At 52.8% G+C, this 16,555-nt stretch carries 17 protein-coding genes; 8 read left to right on the top strand and 9 right to left on the bottom strand.

Annotation, left to right across the window (positions count from 1 at the left end; all coding sequences use genetic code 11):
- Nucleotides 1–57: 57 nt before the first annotated feature.
- The 9 genes from ACZ44I_RS02945 to fhcD form a co-directional block, all read right to left on the bottom strand.
- The gene (locus ACZ44I_RS02945) at nt 58–1,020 is read right to left on the bottom strand and encodes an isocitrate/isopropylmalate dehydrogenase family protein (RefSeq protein ID WP_464548907.1); all 963 of its coding nucleotides are present in this window, start codon (nt 1,018–1,020) and stop codon (nt 58–60) included.
- The gene (locus ACZ44I_RS02940; RefSeq protein ID WP_464548909.1) at nt 1,017–1,820 is read right to left on the bottom strand and encodes a DUF7714 family protein; all 804 of its coding nucleotides are present in this window, start codon (nt 1,818–1,820) and stop codon (nt 1,017–1,019) included. Before ACZ44I_RS02940 ends, ACZ44I_RS02945 begins: the two co-directional genes overlap by 4 nt.
- Complete coding sequence (locus tag ACZ44I_RS02935) at nt 1,817–2,284, bottom strand: LeuD/DmdB family oxidoreductase small subunit (protein ID WP_464548911.1); 468 nt, start codon at nt 2,282–2,284, stop codon at nt 1,817–1,819. Before ACZ44I_RS02935 ends, ACZ44I_RS02940 begins: the two co-directional genes overlap by 4 nt.
- Nucleotides 2,281–3,498, bottom strand: coding sequence for a 3-isopropylmalate dehydratase/homoaconitate hydratase family large subunit (locus ACZ44I_RS02930; RefSeq protein WP_464548913.1), 1,218 nt, complete (start codon nt 3,496–3,498; stop codon nt 2,281–2,283). The genes ACZ44I_RS02935 and ACZ44I_RS02930 overlap by 4 nt, the downstream gene beginning before the upstream one ends.
- Complete coding sequence (locus ACZ44I_RS02925) at nt 3,495–4,625, bottom strand: homocitrate synthase family protein (protein ID WP_464548915.1); 1,131 nt, start codon at nt 4,623–4,625, stop codon at nt 3,495–3,497. The genes ACZ44I_RS02930 and ACZ44I_RS02925 overlap by 4 nt, the downstream gene beginning before the upstream one ends.
- Entirely contained in the window at nt 4,606–5,883 is a 1,278-nt protein-coding gene (locus ACZ44I_RS02920; RefSeq protein WP_464548917.1) for a thiamine pyrophosphate-dependent enzyme, read from the bottom strand. The genes ACZ44I_RS02925 and ACZ44I_RS02920 overlap by 20 nt, the downstream gene beginning before the upstream one ends.
- On the bottom strand, nt 5,880–6,851 hold the full coding sequence (locus ACZ44I_RS02915; protein WP_464548919.1) for a radical SAM protein: 972 nt from the start codon (nt 6,849–6,851) through the stop codon (nt 5,880–5,882). The genes ACZ44I_RS02920 and ACZ44I_RS02915 overlap by 4 nt, the downstream gene beginning before the upstream one ends.
- Complete coding sequence (gene mmp11, locus ACZ44I_RS02910) at nt 6,833–7,723, bottom strand: methanogenesis marker protein 11 (RefSeq protein ID WP_464548921.1); 891 nt, start codon at nt 7,721–7,723, stop codon at nt 6,833–6,835. Before mmp11 ends, ACZ44I_RS02915 begins: the two co-directional genes overlap by 19 nt.
- A gap of 244 nt (nt 7,724–7,967) precedes the next feature.
- A complete protein-coding gene (gene fhcD / locus ACZ44I_RS02905) occupies nt 7,968–8,849 on the bottom strand; it encodes a formylmethanofuran--tetrahydromethanopterin N-formyltransferase (protein ID WP_464548923.1) in 882 nt (293 codons plus the stop codon).
- 512 nt (nt 8,850–9,361) lie between these two features.
- Here fhcD and ACZ44I_RS02900 point away from each other — a divergent pair.
- From ACZ44I_RS02900 to ACZ44I_RS02865, 8 genes are read left to right on the top strand one after another with little or no spacing between them, the layout of a single operon-like run.
- A complete protein-coding gene (locus tag ACZ44I_RS02900) occupies nt 9,362–9,643 on the top strand; it encodes a 4Fe-4S binding protein (RefSeq protein ID WP_464548925.1) in 282 nt (93 codons plus the stop codon).
- 32 nt (nt 9,644–9,675) lie between these two features.
- Nucleotides 9,676–10,851: a 4Fe-4S binding protein gene (locus tag ACZ44I_RS02895; RefSeq protein ID WP_464551662.1), complete on the top strand. Its 1,176-nt coding sequence runs from the start codon at nt 9,676–9,678 to the stop codon at nt 10,849–10,851.
- 9 nt (nt 10,852–10,860) lie between these two features.
- Entirely contained in the window at nt 10,861–11,442 is a 582-nt protein-coding gene (gene hdrC / locus ACZ44I_RS02890; protein WP_464548927.1) for a CoB--CoM heterodisulfide reductase subunit C, read from the top strand.
- Entirely contained in the window at nt 11,442–12,359 is a 918-nt protein-coding gene (hdrB, locus tag ACZ44I_RS02885; RefSeq protein WP_464548929.1) for a CoB--CoM heterodisulfide reductase subunit B, read from the top strand. The genes hdrC and hdrB overlap by 1 nt, the downstream gene beginning before the upstream one ends.
- Nucleotides 12,360–12,367: 8 nt before the next feature.
- Entirely contained in the window at nt 12,368–14,389 is a 2,022-nt protein-coding gene (locus ACZ44I_RS02880; RefSeq protein ID WP_464576572.1) for a 4Fe-4S dicluster domain-containing protein, read from the top strand.
- The gene (locus tag ACZ44I_RS02875; protein ID WP_464548933.1) at nt 14,390–14,812 is read left to right on the top strand and encodes a hydrogenase iron-sulfur subunit; all 423 of its coding nucleotides are present in this window, start codon (nt 14,390–14,392) and stop codon (nt 14,810–14,812) included.
- 15 nt (nt 14,813–14,827) lie between these two features.
- Nucleotides 14,828–15,229: a molybdopterin dinucleotide binding domain-containing protein gene (locus ACZ44I_RS02870; RefSeq protein ID WP_464548935.1), complete on the top strand. Its 402-nt coding sequence runs from the start codon at nt 14,828–14,830 to the stop codon at nt 15,227–15,229.
- Nucleotides 15,230–15,238: 9 nt separating this feature from the next.
- Nucleotides 15,239–16,552, top strand: a complete 1,314-nt coding sequence (locus ACZ44I_RS02865) for a formylmethanofuran dehydrogenase subunit B (protein WP_464548937.1) — start codon at nt 15,239–15,241, stop codon at nt 16,550–16,552.
- Nucleotides 16,553–16,555: the final 3 nt, after the last annotated feature.

Genomic DNA, 16,555 nt, shown 5'->3' with positions numbered 1-16,555 from the left:
TGGTATACTACTCCGGCAGATGAAGAAAAGATATGGGAAAAGGCAGTCCGCCCGGGATCAGATCCCAAGCTCGTCTTTTACTGCTTCCCCAAATGATTCCGTGGTTGCAGTCCCTCCGAGATCGGGAGTCTTGATCCCGCGCCGGATAACAGCCTGGAGGGCAGCTTCGATATGCCCGGCATCATCCCGGAACCCGAGGTGTTCAAGGAGCATGGCACCGCTCCTGATCGCAGCAACCGGGTTTGCAATTCCCTGCCCTGCGATATCCGGTGCCGATCCATGTACCGGTTCAAAGAGCGCATATCGATCCCCGATATTGGCCGAGGGGAGCATCCCCAATCCGCCTACAAGATACCCGGCAACGTCAGAGAGGATATCCCCGAAGATGTTTGTGGTAACGATGACACCATACCTTGCAGGATGGACGAGAACGTCAAGGGCAAGTGAATCGATGTAGCATGCCTCAAAGGAGATGCCTGCTTTTGCTGCTTCATGACAGCAGATATCACGGAAGAGCACGTCGGATTTGATGACATTTGCCTTGTTCCCGATCGTCAGGAGGCAGCCGCGCTCCCCTGCAAGCCTGATTGCGGCCCGTGCAATCCGCCTGCTCCCCTCAACCGAGACGACACGGACGGTGCAGGCGCGATCCTTCTCCCGCCATTCGATACCGGAGTACAGACCCTCGGAGTTCTCCCTCACGATCATGATATCAAACAATTCACCCTTCACCGGACGGAGGTTTGCATAGAGATCAAGTGCCTGCCGGATTCCGAGGATGACCGACTGGTAACAGGGATCCGGGGGCGTGGTGATCGCACCAAAAAGGATCGCATCTGCGCTTTTCAATGCAGTGATATCATCGTCTGTGCACGCGACACCACTCTTCTGCCATCTGGCATATCCGACCTCCACCTCAAATGAGTCAAATTCCGGGTGGAGCGATTCTATGATATCCCAGGCAACCGGGATCACCTCCTGCCCGATCCCATCGCCCGGCACGAGTGCTATTTTGGTCATTGCTTCCTTCTCCAGAGCTCCATCATCTTATAGACTGCATCAAGAACCATCTTCGGTGATGCACCCCAGTGGACGACCGCACCAAAATAGCCATTATATATCCCTACCCCACTCCGTTCCTTCCTGCAGCATCGTGCGATAAATGGCTCCTGCGATACAGAGGAGAGCGGACAGATATCAATGGAAGTGAAGTTGTTTCCATAACACTCCTGATAGAGTTGCCTTCCGGTCAGGCAGCCTGCCACCCGCTCCCCTCCCTCCATCGGATCCATGTCAAGGGTCTTCTCAAATCCTCCTGCCCGACAGGGAAAGACATCGGCATCAATTCTGGAGATATCCCGGACATGATGATCAAAGACGCAGTTCAGCTCTCCAAGAAGCCCCTCTTCTTCAAGGCTCTCGATCGTCACCGAGAGATTGGCCCGTGGGGGCCTGATATCATAGACATGCACAGTTTCAAAGAGAGAGAGATCGGGATCCAGGACGAAGTTCATATGTTCGTCCATTGCCCCAAAGATCGTGCAGCGTTTTCCTGTTGAGAGGGCACGCCTGACCATACCCGCACGATTGTGCTGGTTCACCCGTTCAGAGTACATTACTGTCTCGTCTACGGTTGCGAGCACCTCCTCATGGAGGATCTTCCGCATCATTCCGGTGCCATCGGGATCAGGTGTCACCTTGAGAAGTTCAAACCCGTCCCGAACCCGCCGGACAAGGTATTCGGAGAGGAAGTATACTTTGTCTCCGACAGGCTTTTCAAAGGCATGGCCGACCACCTTGCATTCAGGCGGGAATATCATGCCTTCCCCCTCCAGTATGGGACCAGACCCCCGGCATCCAGAATGTCACGCATCCGGGGCGAGAGCGGGGTGAAGGAAGAGCGGGTCCCTGCCACCTCTATCACCCCTTCATCGAGGTTGATTGCGATCTGATCGCCATCCCGGCAGGCGAGATCCGCCTCAAGCACCGGCAGGCCGACATTGATTGCATTCCTGAAGAAGATGCGGGCAAAGAGAGGGGAGACGACTGCAACGACACCAGCTTCCCTGAGCGCAACGGCTGCCTGTTCGCGTGATGAGCCGCACCCGAAGTTCCTCCCGGCAACAATGACCGCACCGGATAATCTACCGGCAAGCAAGGGATCGAGATCTTCAAAGACATGTGCCCCCCAGACAGACCGATCCTTTGTCCTGAGGTACCGTCCGGCAATGACGAGATCAGTGTCGATATCTGGTCCAAGGCAGACAGCCTGCCCTGTAATCATACCAGCACCTCCGGATCAGTGATGCATCCGGCAAGTGCAGTTGCAGCTGCGGTGGATGGTGAGGCAAGGTAGATCAAGCCTCCAACTCCCATCCGGTTTTTAAAGTTGCGGTTCGCAGTGGAGAGACAGACCTCGCCATCCCCAAGAACACCGTTATGCATACCAAGGCAGGGGCCGCATCCGGGAGAAATCACTATACAGCCAGCAGCAATGAGATCGGCAAAGATACCATCCCGTGTGGCACGAAGAAGCACATCCCGTGATGCAGGAACGACTATTGTCCGTACCTTCACCTGCCTGCCACGGACGATATCTGAAAATTTCTTCAGATCGCTGTAGCGCCCGTTTGTGCAGGTGCCAAGGAGCACCTGATCCACCTCGGTTCCTGCGAGATCAGCGACCGGCCGGCCCGAGTCGACCCTGTGGGGAGGGGCGACGAGAGGAACGATTTCATCGAGATCGATTGTCACCTCCCTGTGGTAGCTACAGTCTGAAGGGATCTGGAGATCGATTGAATGTCCATATGACCCAAGGTATTCCCGGCAGATGGGATCAGCAGAGAAGATCGCGTTCTTTGCTCCCGTCTCAACACCCATGTTGCAGATGCAGAGCCGATCCTCCATAGGAAGTGTTGCAGCACCCTCGCCCCTATATTCAAGGGCGCAGTATGTCGCACCTTCCATTCCAAGACACGACACAACAGAGAGAGCGAGATCTTTTGCCTCTGCGGCACCGGAAAGCATTCCCTCAAGCGTGATGCCGATCGTCTCAGGCACACGGAACCAGGTCTCACCAGAGGCCCAGATCGCGGCCATATCGGTTGCACCGACACCTGTGGCAAAGGCACCGAATGCTCCTCCCGTGCAGGAGTGGGAATCAGCTCCCACCACCACCTCACCGGGAAGGATACACCCCTCACTCATAATCTGGTGGCAGATGCCACCACCGCAGTCAGAGAATTGCATTCCTACAGAGCGTGTATACTGCCTGAGTTCACGCTGGAGGTCAGCGGTGAGCCCGGTATTTGCAGGGCAGATATGATCGAAGAGAACCGAGATCTGCTCCGGGTTCATGCCAGCCGGAACATCCATCGAACGGAATGCCTCAAGGGTGAGGATACCGGTACCATCATGTACATACGCACGATCCACCCTCCGATCAACGTATTCTCCGGCACTTCCACCAAGAATCCTTTCAGTGAGCGTCTGAGTCATGCGAGAACCTCCAGTTCAGCCTGATGAATAAGCTGGAGGAGGATATCATGAGTGATGCAGCATTTGTGCTCGCCCCTCGCCTTCACCTGATCCAGAATCCAGCAGATCTGTTCTTCCCCAAGATCATGCCCCATTGACTGTAAAATATGTGCAATCGCTTTTTTGCCGGTATGCTTACCGAGAAGGTAATGCCGTTCCCCACCAACCAGGTTGGGATGGATATACTCGTACGTTGATGAATCCTCAATGAGTGCAGCGATGTGAATCCCGGATTCATGGGCAAAGGCATGTTCTCCAACAATCGATTTTATCTTTGGAACCGGTATTTTGGACGCATCTGAGACCACCCTGCTGAGCTTCAGGAGGTGTGAGAGATCGTAGCGATCAACACCTCCCTTGAATCGCAGGGCGCAGAGCACTTCTTCAAGTGATGCATTTCCTGCCCGCTCCCCGATACCATTCACAGTCGTATGAAGCTGGTATGCCCCCCGTTCAGCAGCAGTGATGGTATTTGCAGCAGCACAGCCCATATCATCATGGCAGTGGATGCAGAGCGGGATCGGAAGATCGACAACGAGGGATTCTATTATGCCTGCCATTTCAAGAGGTGTGAGGCAGCCTACCGTATCTGCATAAGAGACATAATTTGCTCCATATTCGGCACCTTTCAGATACATCTCACGGAGAAATGCGATATCTGTCCTTGAAGCATCTTCTGCGGCAAAACGCACCTGGATACCATGATCATGGGCGTACTCAACCATTCTGAGTGCCTGTTCGAGGACCTCTTCACGGGGTTTTTTGTACTTGATCCGCATATGAAGGTCTGACGTTGCGATGAAGATGCTGATCATATCGACATCGCACCCGATAGCGCAATCCACATCCGCCTTCAGTGCCCGTGAGAGGCAGCAGATCCGTGCATCAAGACCCATATGGGAGAGATCACGGACACACCCCGCTTCGTTATGAGAGACTATCGGAAAACCGGCTTCAATGACATCGACACCGATCTCATCAAGGAGATCGGCGATCCGGCATTTCTCTTCCGAAGAGAACGATACACCCGGGGTCTGTTCGCCATCCCGGAGGGTTACATCACAGATCTCAACATTCCACTTTTTCATATGCTGCTTCCTCCGGGCATCTTCCACGGACAATGATCACCTTCTGGCCGGTTTCCGGAATACATAACGCTTCTGAGAGGCTTTCAGTATCTTCTGCCGGGATCTCAAGTGGATCCGCCCATGACAGATATGGTTTGATATCAGGGACAAACTGGCCTCCTGTCATTGCCATCCGGCTGTTGGCAAGGACGATTAACAGAATAGGAATATCCTTCTCCCTGCAGTCGATCAGGCTGTTTATGCCGGAGTGGAGAAGAGCACCGTCACCGATAACAGCAACCCCTGTACTCTGTGCGGCAACGGCAATAGACGAGCCAAGACAATAGCTGGCAATACCGAGCGAGTACGGAGGATTCATCAGGAGGAATGAGCATCCGATATCCGGGATCACCTGCATCTTCCGCTCTTTCATAAGCGAAAAGAGTGGTTTGAAGGGGCAGCCGGAACAGAATGTCCGGAAAAACCCACGATCGGTGAAACGCTCCAATGAACGTCCTGCCTGTGGGGGGAGCAGCTGCTGGTGTTCCCTCACAAATGGCCTTCCGATCTCGATGATCCGTGATCCGGCCGGGACCGGGGGGGGCGGATAGGGAATTGCAATATGAGACTCACCCCCGACTGCGCCAACGCCGATCTCTTTGGCACCGCCTTTGATCCGATTGAGTGGTGAGCGCTCTGCCCATGCAAAGAGTCCGGCAGTCCCCTTATCAGCCCTGGTAATCCGGCCTGCGATTGTGAGATCAGAATCGGCAAGCCTGCCATGCCGTATCATCTGGACTGCTTCTATCGGCTGGATCTCCTCGTTCAGGAGGGTTGGGGTGATGCGGAGAATAGCCACCCGTGAGAAACGTTCTGATGCCTCAAAAGCAGCTGCTACGGCAGCAGATAGTGTCTCTCTATCAGGCTCGATCACCGGGCATTGTGCAAGTTCGCCGAAATACCGGGAGTCTTGGGCATTTTGGGAGAATAAAGCCTCGGGATCGTCACCAGCAATGATGACAACGCCGGATACAAGGCCCTGTGTTGTCGCATTGATAAGGGGATCGCAGAGGGCATTCATCCCGACATGTTTCACAATCACACAGGAACGTCGCCCGGAGAGAGAATCTCCAAGTGCATATTCAAGGGCGGTCTTCTCGTTTATGACCATCAGGGCAGAGACACAATCACCAATCTCTGTCACCGGATACCCCGGTACGGTATAGATGGTATCAACACAATCTCTCAGGGCTTCTGCTACGGCTTCATATCCTTTCATTCATAATCCCTCCCGGGAACAATATCACAGCCTGTGCAATACGTGCACATCGTGCGGGCTTTTGTTGTATCCAGACCTGCTTTCTTCAGGGCATCATAGTGGACATCAGCAATTCTGAGCAGGCGTTCGGCTGACGGCCGCCTGTATGATGCAACTGCTACTGCCGGGGTGAGCGGCCGGATGACCGGAATGACACCACGTCCTGTAAGCAGCCGGATGCAGCTTTCCATCTCTTCATCAGTCTCGCCAAGACCGAGGATCACATTCGAGTAGACCCTGTCACGTCCGAAGAGGGCAACGGAGCTGTCAAGCGAATCGATGATTTCATCCCATGAGAGTCCGGGGCACATCTCCCCAAAGAGTGCGGGTGTTGCCGCTTCAAGATTAAATTTCACCTCGCTGACACCTTCGGAATAGAGAAGATCGGGAGTATGGGGGGTGGGGTAGATCGAAACCCCGATTGGTACATCCTGTTTTCCGATCCGCTTCAGCACCTCAGTTACCCGATGCTCTTCGTCTTCAATGGAACCGACAACCCCGCTTGTGATTGATATTGCATCGATCCGATCCCTGGCAGATTCAATCATCTTTGCAATCTCTTCAGGAGTTTTCACCCGCCCCTCGTTGAGCGGCACCGGGCAGTACCTGCAGGAGAAGATGCACCGGCCGGAAACGGTGATATATGCCTGGCGCGGGCAGTGAAGGGCAGGCTGCTCAAGGATACCGGTTGTTTCTATGTTGCCAAACACAAGGTGAACCTGCCCATCGCCGTCGTGCCTGATTTCAACAGGAGAGTCTGAAGAGACAGACAGCCTGACCCGTTTCCCACCCTTAGAGAAGAAGATCGAGCCCGCACCCCCGGCTCCGGGACCTGCTGCGGAAGATTCGATATAGCCGGATGCATCCACTCCGGTGAGCCTGCATGAACCGATGGCGAGGAGTTCCGCCTTCAGTTCGACCCATCGCATAATTCCAAAGCCTCCTCAAATCTGGTTATAAACGGGATCGCTGCAACCGCACCGATCAGGCCACGGCCGGAGAGCCGGACATCAAGGAGGGGAAGAAGAGTATCCAGTTCAGAACGGGTGATCTCGCCCCGCTTTACCTTCCATGCGTACTCTTCAAGAGGGGAGGGATCAAATCCGGTGTATGCGGCCATACCGGTCTCATCCGAGAGGGTATGTTCACGCAATAATTTCTCGAAGCGATCGATGCATCCGGCCGGGTCCGATGTCGCAAACTCGCATGCCACCGCAACACAGTTCTTTGTCCTGAATACAACTGGGTAGAGCTGTACGATTGTGTGGGAGAGATACCGGGTCTTCTCGTCCTCAATAGAACGGGCAATATTATGGCAGAGCGTCCAGGTGGCACCGGCTTCCGGCGTATCAGTATCATCTACACCGATGATGAGACGTTGAAGCCTTGGTAGCACAATCCGTGAGCCAGCCACCTTCCCACCCCCGCAGGGATCTGATTCCGACCGGATCACCCCGGTCGCGTTTGCACGGCAGATGGATGCCCCAACACCGCCACCACCCATGCCGAGATAGGTGATACCGATCTCGTTCTCAGATACCGCCACCCGGGCGATCCCTGCCGGAAATCGGGATCCAACAAGGTCGAGATCGACTGCTCCGGGAGAGAGGAGATACCGGGTTGTCTGTCCGACTGTCCGCACCTGCTGCACAAGAGGGCTCTGTCCATAATGTCGCTTCACCCACATTGCACCGCCGATACAGTCAAACCGCTCGATAAGCTCAACTGCTGTACCATCATCTGATGCGATCGCAAGGATCTCAGGATAAATTATCGAATAGGGATCATGAGTATGCTTCATAAAAACCCGCCATACCTATCTGGAAAATACATGAAAGACGATATACTCCTATTATACATGCTACACAGGTGTAGAGATCCCATCCATCCGATACAAACGGATACCTCAGTGAACTGGTAACCAGGGCTGAATAACTGGTGGAGTGAGTGAGATAGGCACATATCCTGCAACCGAAATTTTCGTTAACAGGATAATCGGCTGCAACAGAATATAAGGTGATCGATCGCAGACGGGAGAAAAAAGATTAGAAGAGTTCGTGAAGCTGGAACTTGAATGGTCCAAGAGAGCCGCCATAATTTCCGGCTGTAATCTGCTTCACACCAGGCACCTTGCAGGCAGCTTTCACACCGGCTGCCATTGCCGCTTTCACTGAGGCTTCGTCAACACCATCAATGACTATCTCATAGATTGCACCGATTCCGGCTGGAACACCGGTACCTTCAACCTTCTCACGGATTGTCGGGCAGAATGCCTCGTTTGTGGATGCTCCCATGAACTTGTATTTGTTGCTTCCGACCTTTGAACCGCTGGAAACGACACCGCCCGGGAACGGAGTGATGACACCCGGCACATCCGCGATAGCATCAACTGCTGCTTCTGCTGCAACGAGTGCACTCATCTGGTTCTCTCCCATTATCAGGAAGTTCCCACCTGCAACACCCTTGACTGCTCCATATTCCTCTTCAATAATGAAGTCACCACCCATGATCGGAATGGACCAGCATTCGCGGCCACCGACGGTGACTTTGGATTCAAAGCCGTCTCCAAAGAAGTGGAGCTTTACCGGAAGTTTTTCTTCGGCATCAAGCCCGTTGAAGGCAGCAGTTGTTGGTGCGGTAAGGATGCACTCTGCAATACGCTCAACAAGCTGTTCCTTGAGCTTCTTCTTACCGACACAGATGAGTATTGCATATCCCGGCCGTCCATCAGGAGTTTCGTCGGCAGGAACGAACCGCTCGATGCCTGCCTCTGCAGGACATCCGATCGTTGATGTGGCAAAACCGGTTGCTTCAACTGCTGCCTTGTATGCCCATTCCTTTGTGACTGCTGTTACTATGACACGGGAGACCCAGGTGGGGAATCCCTCTGCGTAGGTATTGTCGATGATGACACCGTTGTATTCCATAGAAACACCTTCTATATGAGTATGTGAGGGAGATGGATATAAGAAGATTTCTTTTTCATCCGGCACCCCATCTGGCAGTTTGAAAAACATGTATCTGGAACAGAGAAGGGGGAGATAGTAAAAAATGTGTCAATCAGGAAGACAGCGAACGGATAAAAATTTTAAGTAAATTATCGATATATTATTTAATAGAACTATCTGATCTGAAGCAAAAAGAATCCTTCACAATACAATGTTTTCGCAAAATAAGCATAATTTAAAGATATAAATGAGAGAGATGGGCGGCATCCCAGTATAATAACAACAGTATAAAAAAACCGGAAAAGCGCATAGAATATGCTATTCATTCAGAGTCTGTCCCATTTCACAGTGGCATTATTAACCACTATCCATTAATATCAACTCACTATCAGGAATGTTTGTAGTATAATGAATTAAGAAAGTTTATCTATCTTATCTAACAACCATTTCAGTAATCGATTAAAATCGATAGAAAGGCTGGTGCTGATAGCATGGCGTTTGCAATGCATATCAATTTGGAGCGTTGTACTGGTTGTAACAATTGTGTTGTTGCATGCCCGGTAAACGCATTGGAGCTGTACACAGTTGATCCGGTCACAAAAGACAAGATCTACCTTGTTCAGGACGGAAAGGCGATTGTTCTTGACGTCAAAAACGAGCTCTGCGCCGGATGCGGCGTGTGCGTTGAGGCATGTCCTTACGATGTCATTCGACTGGTAGGACCGTGGGAGACGAACCGGGCACCTGTTGAGGGTGTCGGAGCTCACCACTAAATGGAGGAGAAGAGAGGGATTCATCAATGGCTATGAGCAATTTGTTTCCAAAATTCTCCAGGACAAGAGAAGGTGTCAGGGTCGTAATGGAGCAGCGTCTCCTGAAACAGACCAATCACCTGATCTTAGACAGCGAAACCTGCACGGGATGCGGCATATGTGTCGATGCCTGTCCGGAAGAGGCAATCTCTCTGGGACTGGTCGGCGCCGTTCGCAGAGGAGTAGTTTCAACCGTCGATGATGCACCTGTTAGCATCGAGGCGGAGAAATGCTCCTACTGTGGCGTATGCGTCATTATGTGCCCGTTCAATGCGCTGAGCCTGGAGATAGACGGCGAAGAGAAACTCCCGATTCTTGAGAAGGAAGGGTTCCCAGAGTACGATATGGTCACAACGATCGATGACGAGAAATGTGTCCGATGTACTATCTGTGACGAGGTCTGTCCACGAGAAGCGATCGACCGCGATGTTCCATTATTTGAAGGAGCAGACGATGAAGGGCTTCTTCGGCAGAATGCACTCACTGCAAAGACCGAGTTTGTGGTTGATGACGAGAAGTGCAACTACTGTGGCATCTGTGGTGCACTCTGTCCCGCAATCGATGTCAAGCACAAACCCTTCACGGCAGAAACCGGAACCGTGGATGGCAAGGTTGTCTGGGATGAAGATCTCTGCGACGCCTGCAAGGTCTGTGTCGAGGCATGTCCGGAAGAGGCAATCACCGTCGAAAGGACAGTCGAGTCAAAGAAACTGCCCGGTAAGGTTGCAATTGTCCAAGAGGACTGTTGTACCTGTACCTGGTGTTCACAGAACTGTCCGGAAGAGGCGATCACTGTCGAGAAGATCTTCGAGGGAGATATCACCTTCAATGCAGAGAAATGCCCATCCGGGTGTTCAACCTGTGTCGAGGTCTGCCCCTGTAATGCGATTTATCTGCCGACACCCAGGCCCGCAAAGGATCTGAAACGCGAACTTGAACCCGTCATTGCAGTGAACAAGGATTTCTGCATGTTCTGTGGCGCCTGTGTCAATGCCTGTCCCGGCGAGGATATTATTATACTGAGGCGGACCGGCATCCGGGTCAAAGGAAAAGAGACCGACCTGTTCAACAAGATCAAAGCGAAGCTTCTGACTCCACGGACATCACAGGTGCGTGAAGATGCAGATAAGGCCGGAGAAGTCCAGCTGAAGGCATTGGAGACGGCGTGAGGTTTCATTATGGCAAAAGCAAAGGGTTACTCCGATGAAAACCTGTCTGTCCGTCTGGCAGACCGGTATTACCGCACAGAAGATGCATCACCTGATTTTCTCAAGAATGTCGAGAAGATAGGGATGACAATTGCACACATGTGCTACCAGTGTGGCACCTGTACAGGGTCATGCCCCTCGGCACCGAGAAGCTCATACCGGATCAGGAAGTTTGTCCGGCGGGCAGTGCTCGGGCTCGAGAACGATTCGCTCACCGACCCGGACCTCTGGCTCTGCACAACCTGTTATTCGTGCACCGACCGGTGTCCACGGGATATCGCACCGACCGATATTATCATGGCAATGAGAAATCTGGCATTCAAACGCGAGATTGTGCCACGGAACTTCTTAAACACCGTCCAGTTCATATACAAGACAGGACATGGTGTCCCCAATAACGATGTGAACCGTGCAGCACGTGTCAGACTCGGACTTGAAGCCGAGCCGGAGACCACAGCAAAATATGCTGAGTTTATACCGGGTATCCAGAAGATTCTCGACCACTACGGCCTGAAAGATAAAGCAGATGAAATTCTGGCGGAGGGTCAGTAATGTCAGGAAAGACACACCAATACGCATTTTTCCTCGGGTGTATCGCACCGAACCGGTATCCCGGTATCGAGTCCGCAGCCATTAAAACCAGCAGAAATCTCGGGATCGAACTCCTCCCACTGAAGGGCGCATCATGCTGTCCTGCACCGGGAGCATTCGGCTCGATCGATCTCAAAGTATGGTACGCAATGGCTGCACGCAACCTTGTCCTTGCAGAGCAGATGAATACCGATATCGCACTCATCTGCAATGGATGTTACAAGTCAATCTGGGAAGTAAACCACAAACTCAAACACCATGACGAACTCAGGGATGACGTCAACGAGGTCTTGAAAGAGATCGACATGGAGTTCAAGGGAACGATCAATGTCCGCCACCTTGCCGAGATCTATTATGATGAGAAGATCTGTGGCGTGGCAAAGCTCGCAGACAGTATCACAACACCACTCAAAGGAGTGAAGATTGCCGTCCATTATGGATGCCACCTGCTCAAGCCACGCAAAGAGCGTGAGTTTGAAGCGGAAGGTGTCGGCGATACCGAGAACCCGATGTGGATGGAGGAGCTTGTTGCTGCACTGGGTGCAGAACCGGTGCAGTACCGGAACAAGATGCAGTGCTGTGGTGCCGGTGGCGGTGTGCGTGGATATGATATTGCACATGCACTTGACATCACAAACGAGAAGCTGATCAACATGAACGAGGCGGGAGCCGACGCAATAACCGAGGTCTGCCCGTTCTGCCAGCTTCAGTTTGACCGTGGTCAGATCGAGATCAAAGAGAAGTTCGGTGTTGAATGGAAAATTCCTGTTCTCCACTACAACGAACTGCTCGGCCTTGCACAGGGGATGAGCCCGCAGGATCTTGCACTTGATCTCCATGGGATCTCCTGTGAACCTTTCCTGAACAAACTCCAGTGAGGTGTACTATGGTTGATGAAACAAAATCACAAAAACCAAGAGTCGGTGTGTATATCTGCCACTGTGGTACCAACATCGCTGGTTCCATTGATATCAAGGAACTGCAGGATTTTGCACAGACGATTCCAAATGTCGTTTTGGCAGACGAATACCAGTACATGTGTTCGACACCCGGCCAGAAGAAGATCGAAGATGCGATCAAAGAACATGATCTCACCGGGATTGTCGTTGCGGCATGTTCACCACGGCTGCACGAACCGACGTTCCGTACCGCGACAAAAGAGGGTGGACTGAACCCGTTCAGGTTCGAGATGGCAAACATCCGCGAACAGAACTCGTGGGTACATATGCATGACCGCCAGGGAGCAACGGATAAGGCAAAGGATGCACTCAAAATGGCGGTGGCCAAGGCATCGCTCCTTGAAGACCTGTTCCCAAAGTCGGTACCGGTCGAGCATTCCGCAATGGTTGTCGGCGCAGGTGTCGGTGGTATCCAGGCAGCACTCGATCTTGCAAGCTCGGGGATCAAGACCTATCTCATCGAGAAGGCACCCACAATCGGCGGCAGGATGTCACAACTCGACAAGACGTTCCCGACACTCGACTGTTCACAGTGTATCCTGACACCCAAGATGGTGGATGTCGGCAGGCACCCAAACATCGAGCTGATGACGTATACCGAGGTCGAGAAGGTCGAGGGATACATCGGCAACTTCGATATCACACTCAGGAAGAAAGCACGAGGTGTCCTCACACCGGCCGAGGCTGAGGCACGCGGGATCGTCGGTGGAGGATGCAACGGATGCGGAGACTGTGATGCGGTCTGTCCCGTTATCAAGCCGAATCCGTTCGAGATGGGGATGGCACCCAGAAAGGCGATCTATATCTACCACCCGCAGGTTGTACCGCTTATCTACACGATAGATTTCGATTCATGTGTGAAATGCGAACTCTGTGTTGATATCTGCGGCGAGAAGAAGGCGATCGATCTCGAACAGGAAGACGAGTTTGTCACCGTCAAGGTCGGTACCGCTGTGCTTGCAGTCGGATACGAACTCTTCCCGATCGAGAAGAAGACCGAGTGGGGATACAAACGGTATGATAACGTCATCACTTCACTCGAATTCGAGCGGCTCATCTGTGCGTCCGGACCAACCGGCGGCAAGGTGATACGGCCGAGCGATGGAGAGACACCAAAGAAGATCGGGTTTGTCCTCTGTGCAGGGTCACGTGACAACACCGGGATCGGCAAGCCATATTGCAGCAGGTTCTGCTGTATGTATTCGCTGAAACATGCACATCAGCTGCATGAGAAGATTCCCGGATCACAGTCGTATCTCTTCTACATGGATATCCGATCGTTTGGAAAGATGTACGAGGAGTTCTATTACCGTATCCAGGATGAGGGAGCGAAGTTCATCCGGGGACGTGTGGCCAAGATTGAAGAGGATCCCATCAACAAGAATCTCTACGTCATGACCGAAGATACACTCCTCGGCCAGCCGGTCAATATCGAACTCGATATGGTTGTACTGGCATCAGCAGTCGTGCCAACCGAAGAGACCAATGTGACACGCAAACTCTTTGGCGTATCACAGTCCATGGACGGATGGCTCCTCGAGGCTCACCCGAAGCTGAACCCCTGTGGAACAACCACAGCAGGCGTATTCCTCGCAGGGGTCTGCCAGGGACCAAAGGATATCCCCGATACCGTGGCACAGGCAGAAGGAGCAGCAGCAGCAGCATCGATTCCGATTCATGTCGGAGAGGTCGAGCTCGAACCATACTTTGCCATGTGTATTGAAGAGAAGTGTGCAGGATGCGGGATGTGTGTGAACCTCTGCCCATATGCGGCACTTGATCTCGTCGAGAAGAACGGACGAACCGTGATGCAGGTCACAGAAGCGAAATGTAAAGGATGCGGGACCTGCGGAGGGTTCTGCCCGGGTGGTGCTATCTGGATGCAGCATTTTGCTACACCACAGATTGTTGCACAGATTGATGCGTTCCTCCTTGGAGGTGAGCAGTAAATGACTGATGAATGGAAACCAAAGATTCTCGGCATCATCTGCAACTGGTGTTCCTATGCAGGAGCAGACCTCGCAGGAAGTGCAAGGACACAATACCCACCCGATATCAGGACGATAAGGGTCATGTGTACCGGGCGTGTCGATACCCTCTTCATCATGAAGGCGTTTGCAAACGGTGCAGATGGTGTGCTCGTTTCAGGATGCCACTTCGGTGACTGCCACTACCTTGAAGGGAACTTCAAGGCGGCAAAGAGGATGTTCCTCATAAAGAGTGTCCTCAAGAACATGGGTATCGAAGACAAAAGGTTCAGAATGACATTTGTCTCGGCATCTGAGGGTGCAAAGTGGGCAAAGGTCGTAGAAGATGTCGTCAGGACAGTAACAGAACTCGGGCCAAGCCCGCTGAAGGAGTTTCGGCAGTAGAGGGAGGGAGTAAGCGTGACCAAGATTTTACTGAACCTTATCACCGGACGTACCATTCAGCAGGGTGTCTCGATGGAAGGCGGCAAAGAAAAGAAGGCCTATACAAAGGCATGCGGCATCATCGAGATGGATCCCTCCGACATGAAGAAGCTGAACGTCTGGAAGAACACCAATGTCCGCGTTACAAGCGAATTTGGAACTGTCATCGTGAAGGCTGTCGAGGCAACCCAGGGTCCACACCCTGGCCTTGCTTATATTCCGATGGGACCCTGGGCAAACATGGTTGTTGACCCAAATACCTACTCAATGGGTATGCCGACATTCAAGGGAGTTCCTATTGAAGTCGAAGTAGCAACCAACGAGCCGATCTTTGACTCCCAGGAACTTGTCCGCAAGGCATGCGGACTCAAGGTGTGAGGAAAGTCTATGGCAAATATCGTATCTGATGTAATATGCCCCTTCTGCGGGACACTCTGCGACGACCTTGAGGTCGAGCTGAGTGACGACGGCAAGAAGATCCTCGAGGTCTATCATGCCTGCGCAATCGGTGCAGAGAAGTTCCTCCACTCGCAGGCCGAGGACCGGATCACCCGGCCCCGGATGATGCAGGAAGATGGAACCACCAAAGAGGTCTCCTACGAGGAAGCGGCAAAATATACCGCAAAGATCCTCTGCGAAGCAAAGAAACCCCTGATGTATGGATGGTCCTCAACCTCCTGCGAGGCGCAGAGTGTCGGCCATTCGATTGCAGAAGCTGTCGGCGGTATCGTCGACAACACCGCAACCGTCTGCCACGGCAGCTCGCTCATCGCCGTCCAGGATGTCGGAATTCCCTCATGCACACTCGGCGAGGCAATGAACCGTGCCGACCGTGTCGTCTTCTGGGGATGCAACCCGGCACATGCTCATCCCCGGCACATGTCGAGATACTCGGTCTATCCCCGTGGATTCTTCACCGGGAAAGGGTCAAAGAGCAGGAAAGTCTTTGTGATTGACCCGAGGAAGACCGATACCGCATCGCTTGCCGATGTGCATCTCCAGCTTGAGCAGGGCCGCGATTACGAACTCCTCTCGGCGCTCCGTGTCGCGTTCCGTGGCGAGAAGCTGCCTGATTTCGTTGCAGGCATCCCAAAAGACCAGATCTATGAAGCAGCCGATCTCCTGAAGAGCGGCCGGTTTGTGATCATCTACTTCGGGATGGGTGTGACCCAGTCACTTGGAAAGAATCACAACATCGATATGGCAATCTCAGTCACCCGTGACTTAAATGATTACACAAAAGCCGCCATCATGCCGATGCGGGGCCACTACAACGTTACCGGCTCCGGCGAAGTGCTCGGCTGGCAGTACGGGTTCCCGTTCTGTGTTGATCTGTCACGCGGTATTGCCCGGTATAACCCCGGTGAGACCAGTTCAAATGATCTGCTGGTCAGGGGTGAGGTTGATGCAGTCTTTGTGCTCGGCTCAGATCCCGGCGCACACTTCCCGATCGGATCAGTGAAGAAGATCTCAGAGCTGCCTTCAGTTGCAATCGATCCCCACCTCACCCCGACGACCGCGGTCTGTAAACTCCATGTACCGGTCGCCTTCGTCGGTGTCGAGGTTGGTGGCTGTTGTTATCGTATGGACAATGTCCCGATCGAGTCAAGGAAGGTTGTTGACCCGCCGGAAGGCATGCTCACCGACCAGGAGTTCCTCGAGATGGTGCTCGCTGAAGTCAGGAAATGCAAGGGAGTGTAGACC

The organism is Methanocalculus pumilus (assembly GCF_055382585.1).
The sequence above is the reverse complement of the archived record's forward strand: the minus strand, read 5'-3'. Positions and strand labels throughout refer to the sequence as shown.

What these genes read in the sequence shown, in the direction of transcription:
- ACZ44I_RS02945 (WP_464548907.1), bottom strand. Translation starts at nt 1,020, where the DNA reads ATGACCAAAATAGCACTCGTGCCGGGCGATGGGATCGGGCAGGAGGTG.
- ACZ44I_RS02940 (WP_464548909.1), bottom strand. Translation starts at nt 1,820, where the DNA reads ATGATATTCCCGCCTGAATGCAAGGTGGTCGGCCATGCCTTTGAAAAG.
- ACZ44I_RS02935 (WP_464548911.1), bottom strand. Translation starts at nt 2,284, where the DNA reads ATGATTACAGGGCAGGCTGTCTGCCTTGGACCAGATATCGACACTGAT.
- ACZ44I_RS02930 (WP_464548913.1), bottom strand. Translation starts at nt 3,498, where the DNA reads ATGACTCAGACGCTCACTGAAAGGATTCTTGGTGGAAGTGCCGGAGAA.
- ACZ44I_RS02925 (WP_464548915.1), bottom strand. Translation starts at nt 4,625, where the DNA reads ATGAAAAAGTGGAATGTTGAGATCTGTGATGTAACCCTCCGGGATGGC.
- ACZ44I_RS02920 (WP_464548917.1), bottom strand. Translation starts at nt 5,883, where the DNA reads ATGAAAGGATATGAAGCCGTAGCAGAAGCCCTGAGAGATTGTGTTGAT.
- ACZ44I_RS02915 (WP_464548919.1), bottom strand. Translation starts at nt 6,851, where the DNA reads ATGCGATGGGTCGAACTGAAGGCGGAACTCCTCGCCATCGGTTCATGC.
- mmp11 (WP_464548921.1), bottom strand. Translation starts at nt 7,723, where the DNA reads ATGAAGCATACTCATGATCCCTATTCGATAATTTATCCTGAGATCCTT.
- fhcD (WP_464548923.1), bottom strand. Translation starts at nt 8,849, where the DNA reads ATGGAATACAACGGTGTCATCATCGACAATACCTACGCAGAGGGATTC.
- ACZ44I_RS02900 (WP_464548925.1), top strand. Translation starts at nt 9,362, where the DNA reads ATGGCGTTTGCAATGCATATCAATTTGGAGCGTTGTACTGGTTGTAAC.
- ACZ44I_RS02895 (WP_464551662.1), top strand. Translation starts at nt 9,676, where the DNA reads ATGAGCAATTTGTTTCCAAAATTCTCCAGGACAAGAGAAGGTGTCAGG.
- hdrC (WP_464548927.1), top strand. Translation starts at nt 10,861, where the DNA reads ATGGCAAAAGCAAAGGGTTACTCCGATGAAAACCTGTCTGTCCGTCTG.
- hdrB (WP_464548929.1), top strand. Translation starts at nt 11,442, where the DNA reads ATGTCAGGAAAGACACACCAATACGCATTTTTCCTCGGGTGTATCGCA.
- ACZ44I_RS02880 (WP_464576572.1), top strand. Translation starts at nt 12,368, where the DNA reads ATGGTTGATGAAACAAAATCACAAAAACCAAGAGTCGGTGTGTATATC.
- ACZ44I_RS02875 (WP_464548933.1), top strand. Translation starts at nt 14,390, where the DNA reads ATGACTGATGAATGGAAACCAAAGATTCTCGGCATCATCTGCAACTGG.
- ACZ44I_RS02865 (WP_464548937.1), top strand. Translation starts at nt 15,239, where the DNA reads ATGGCAAATATCGTATCTGATGTAATATGCCCCTTCTGCGGGACACTC.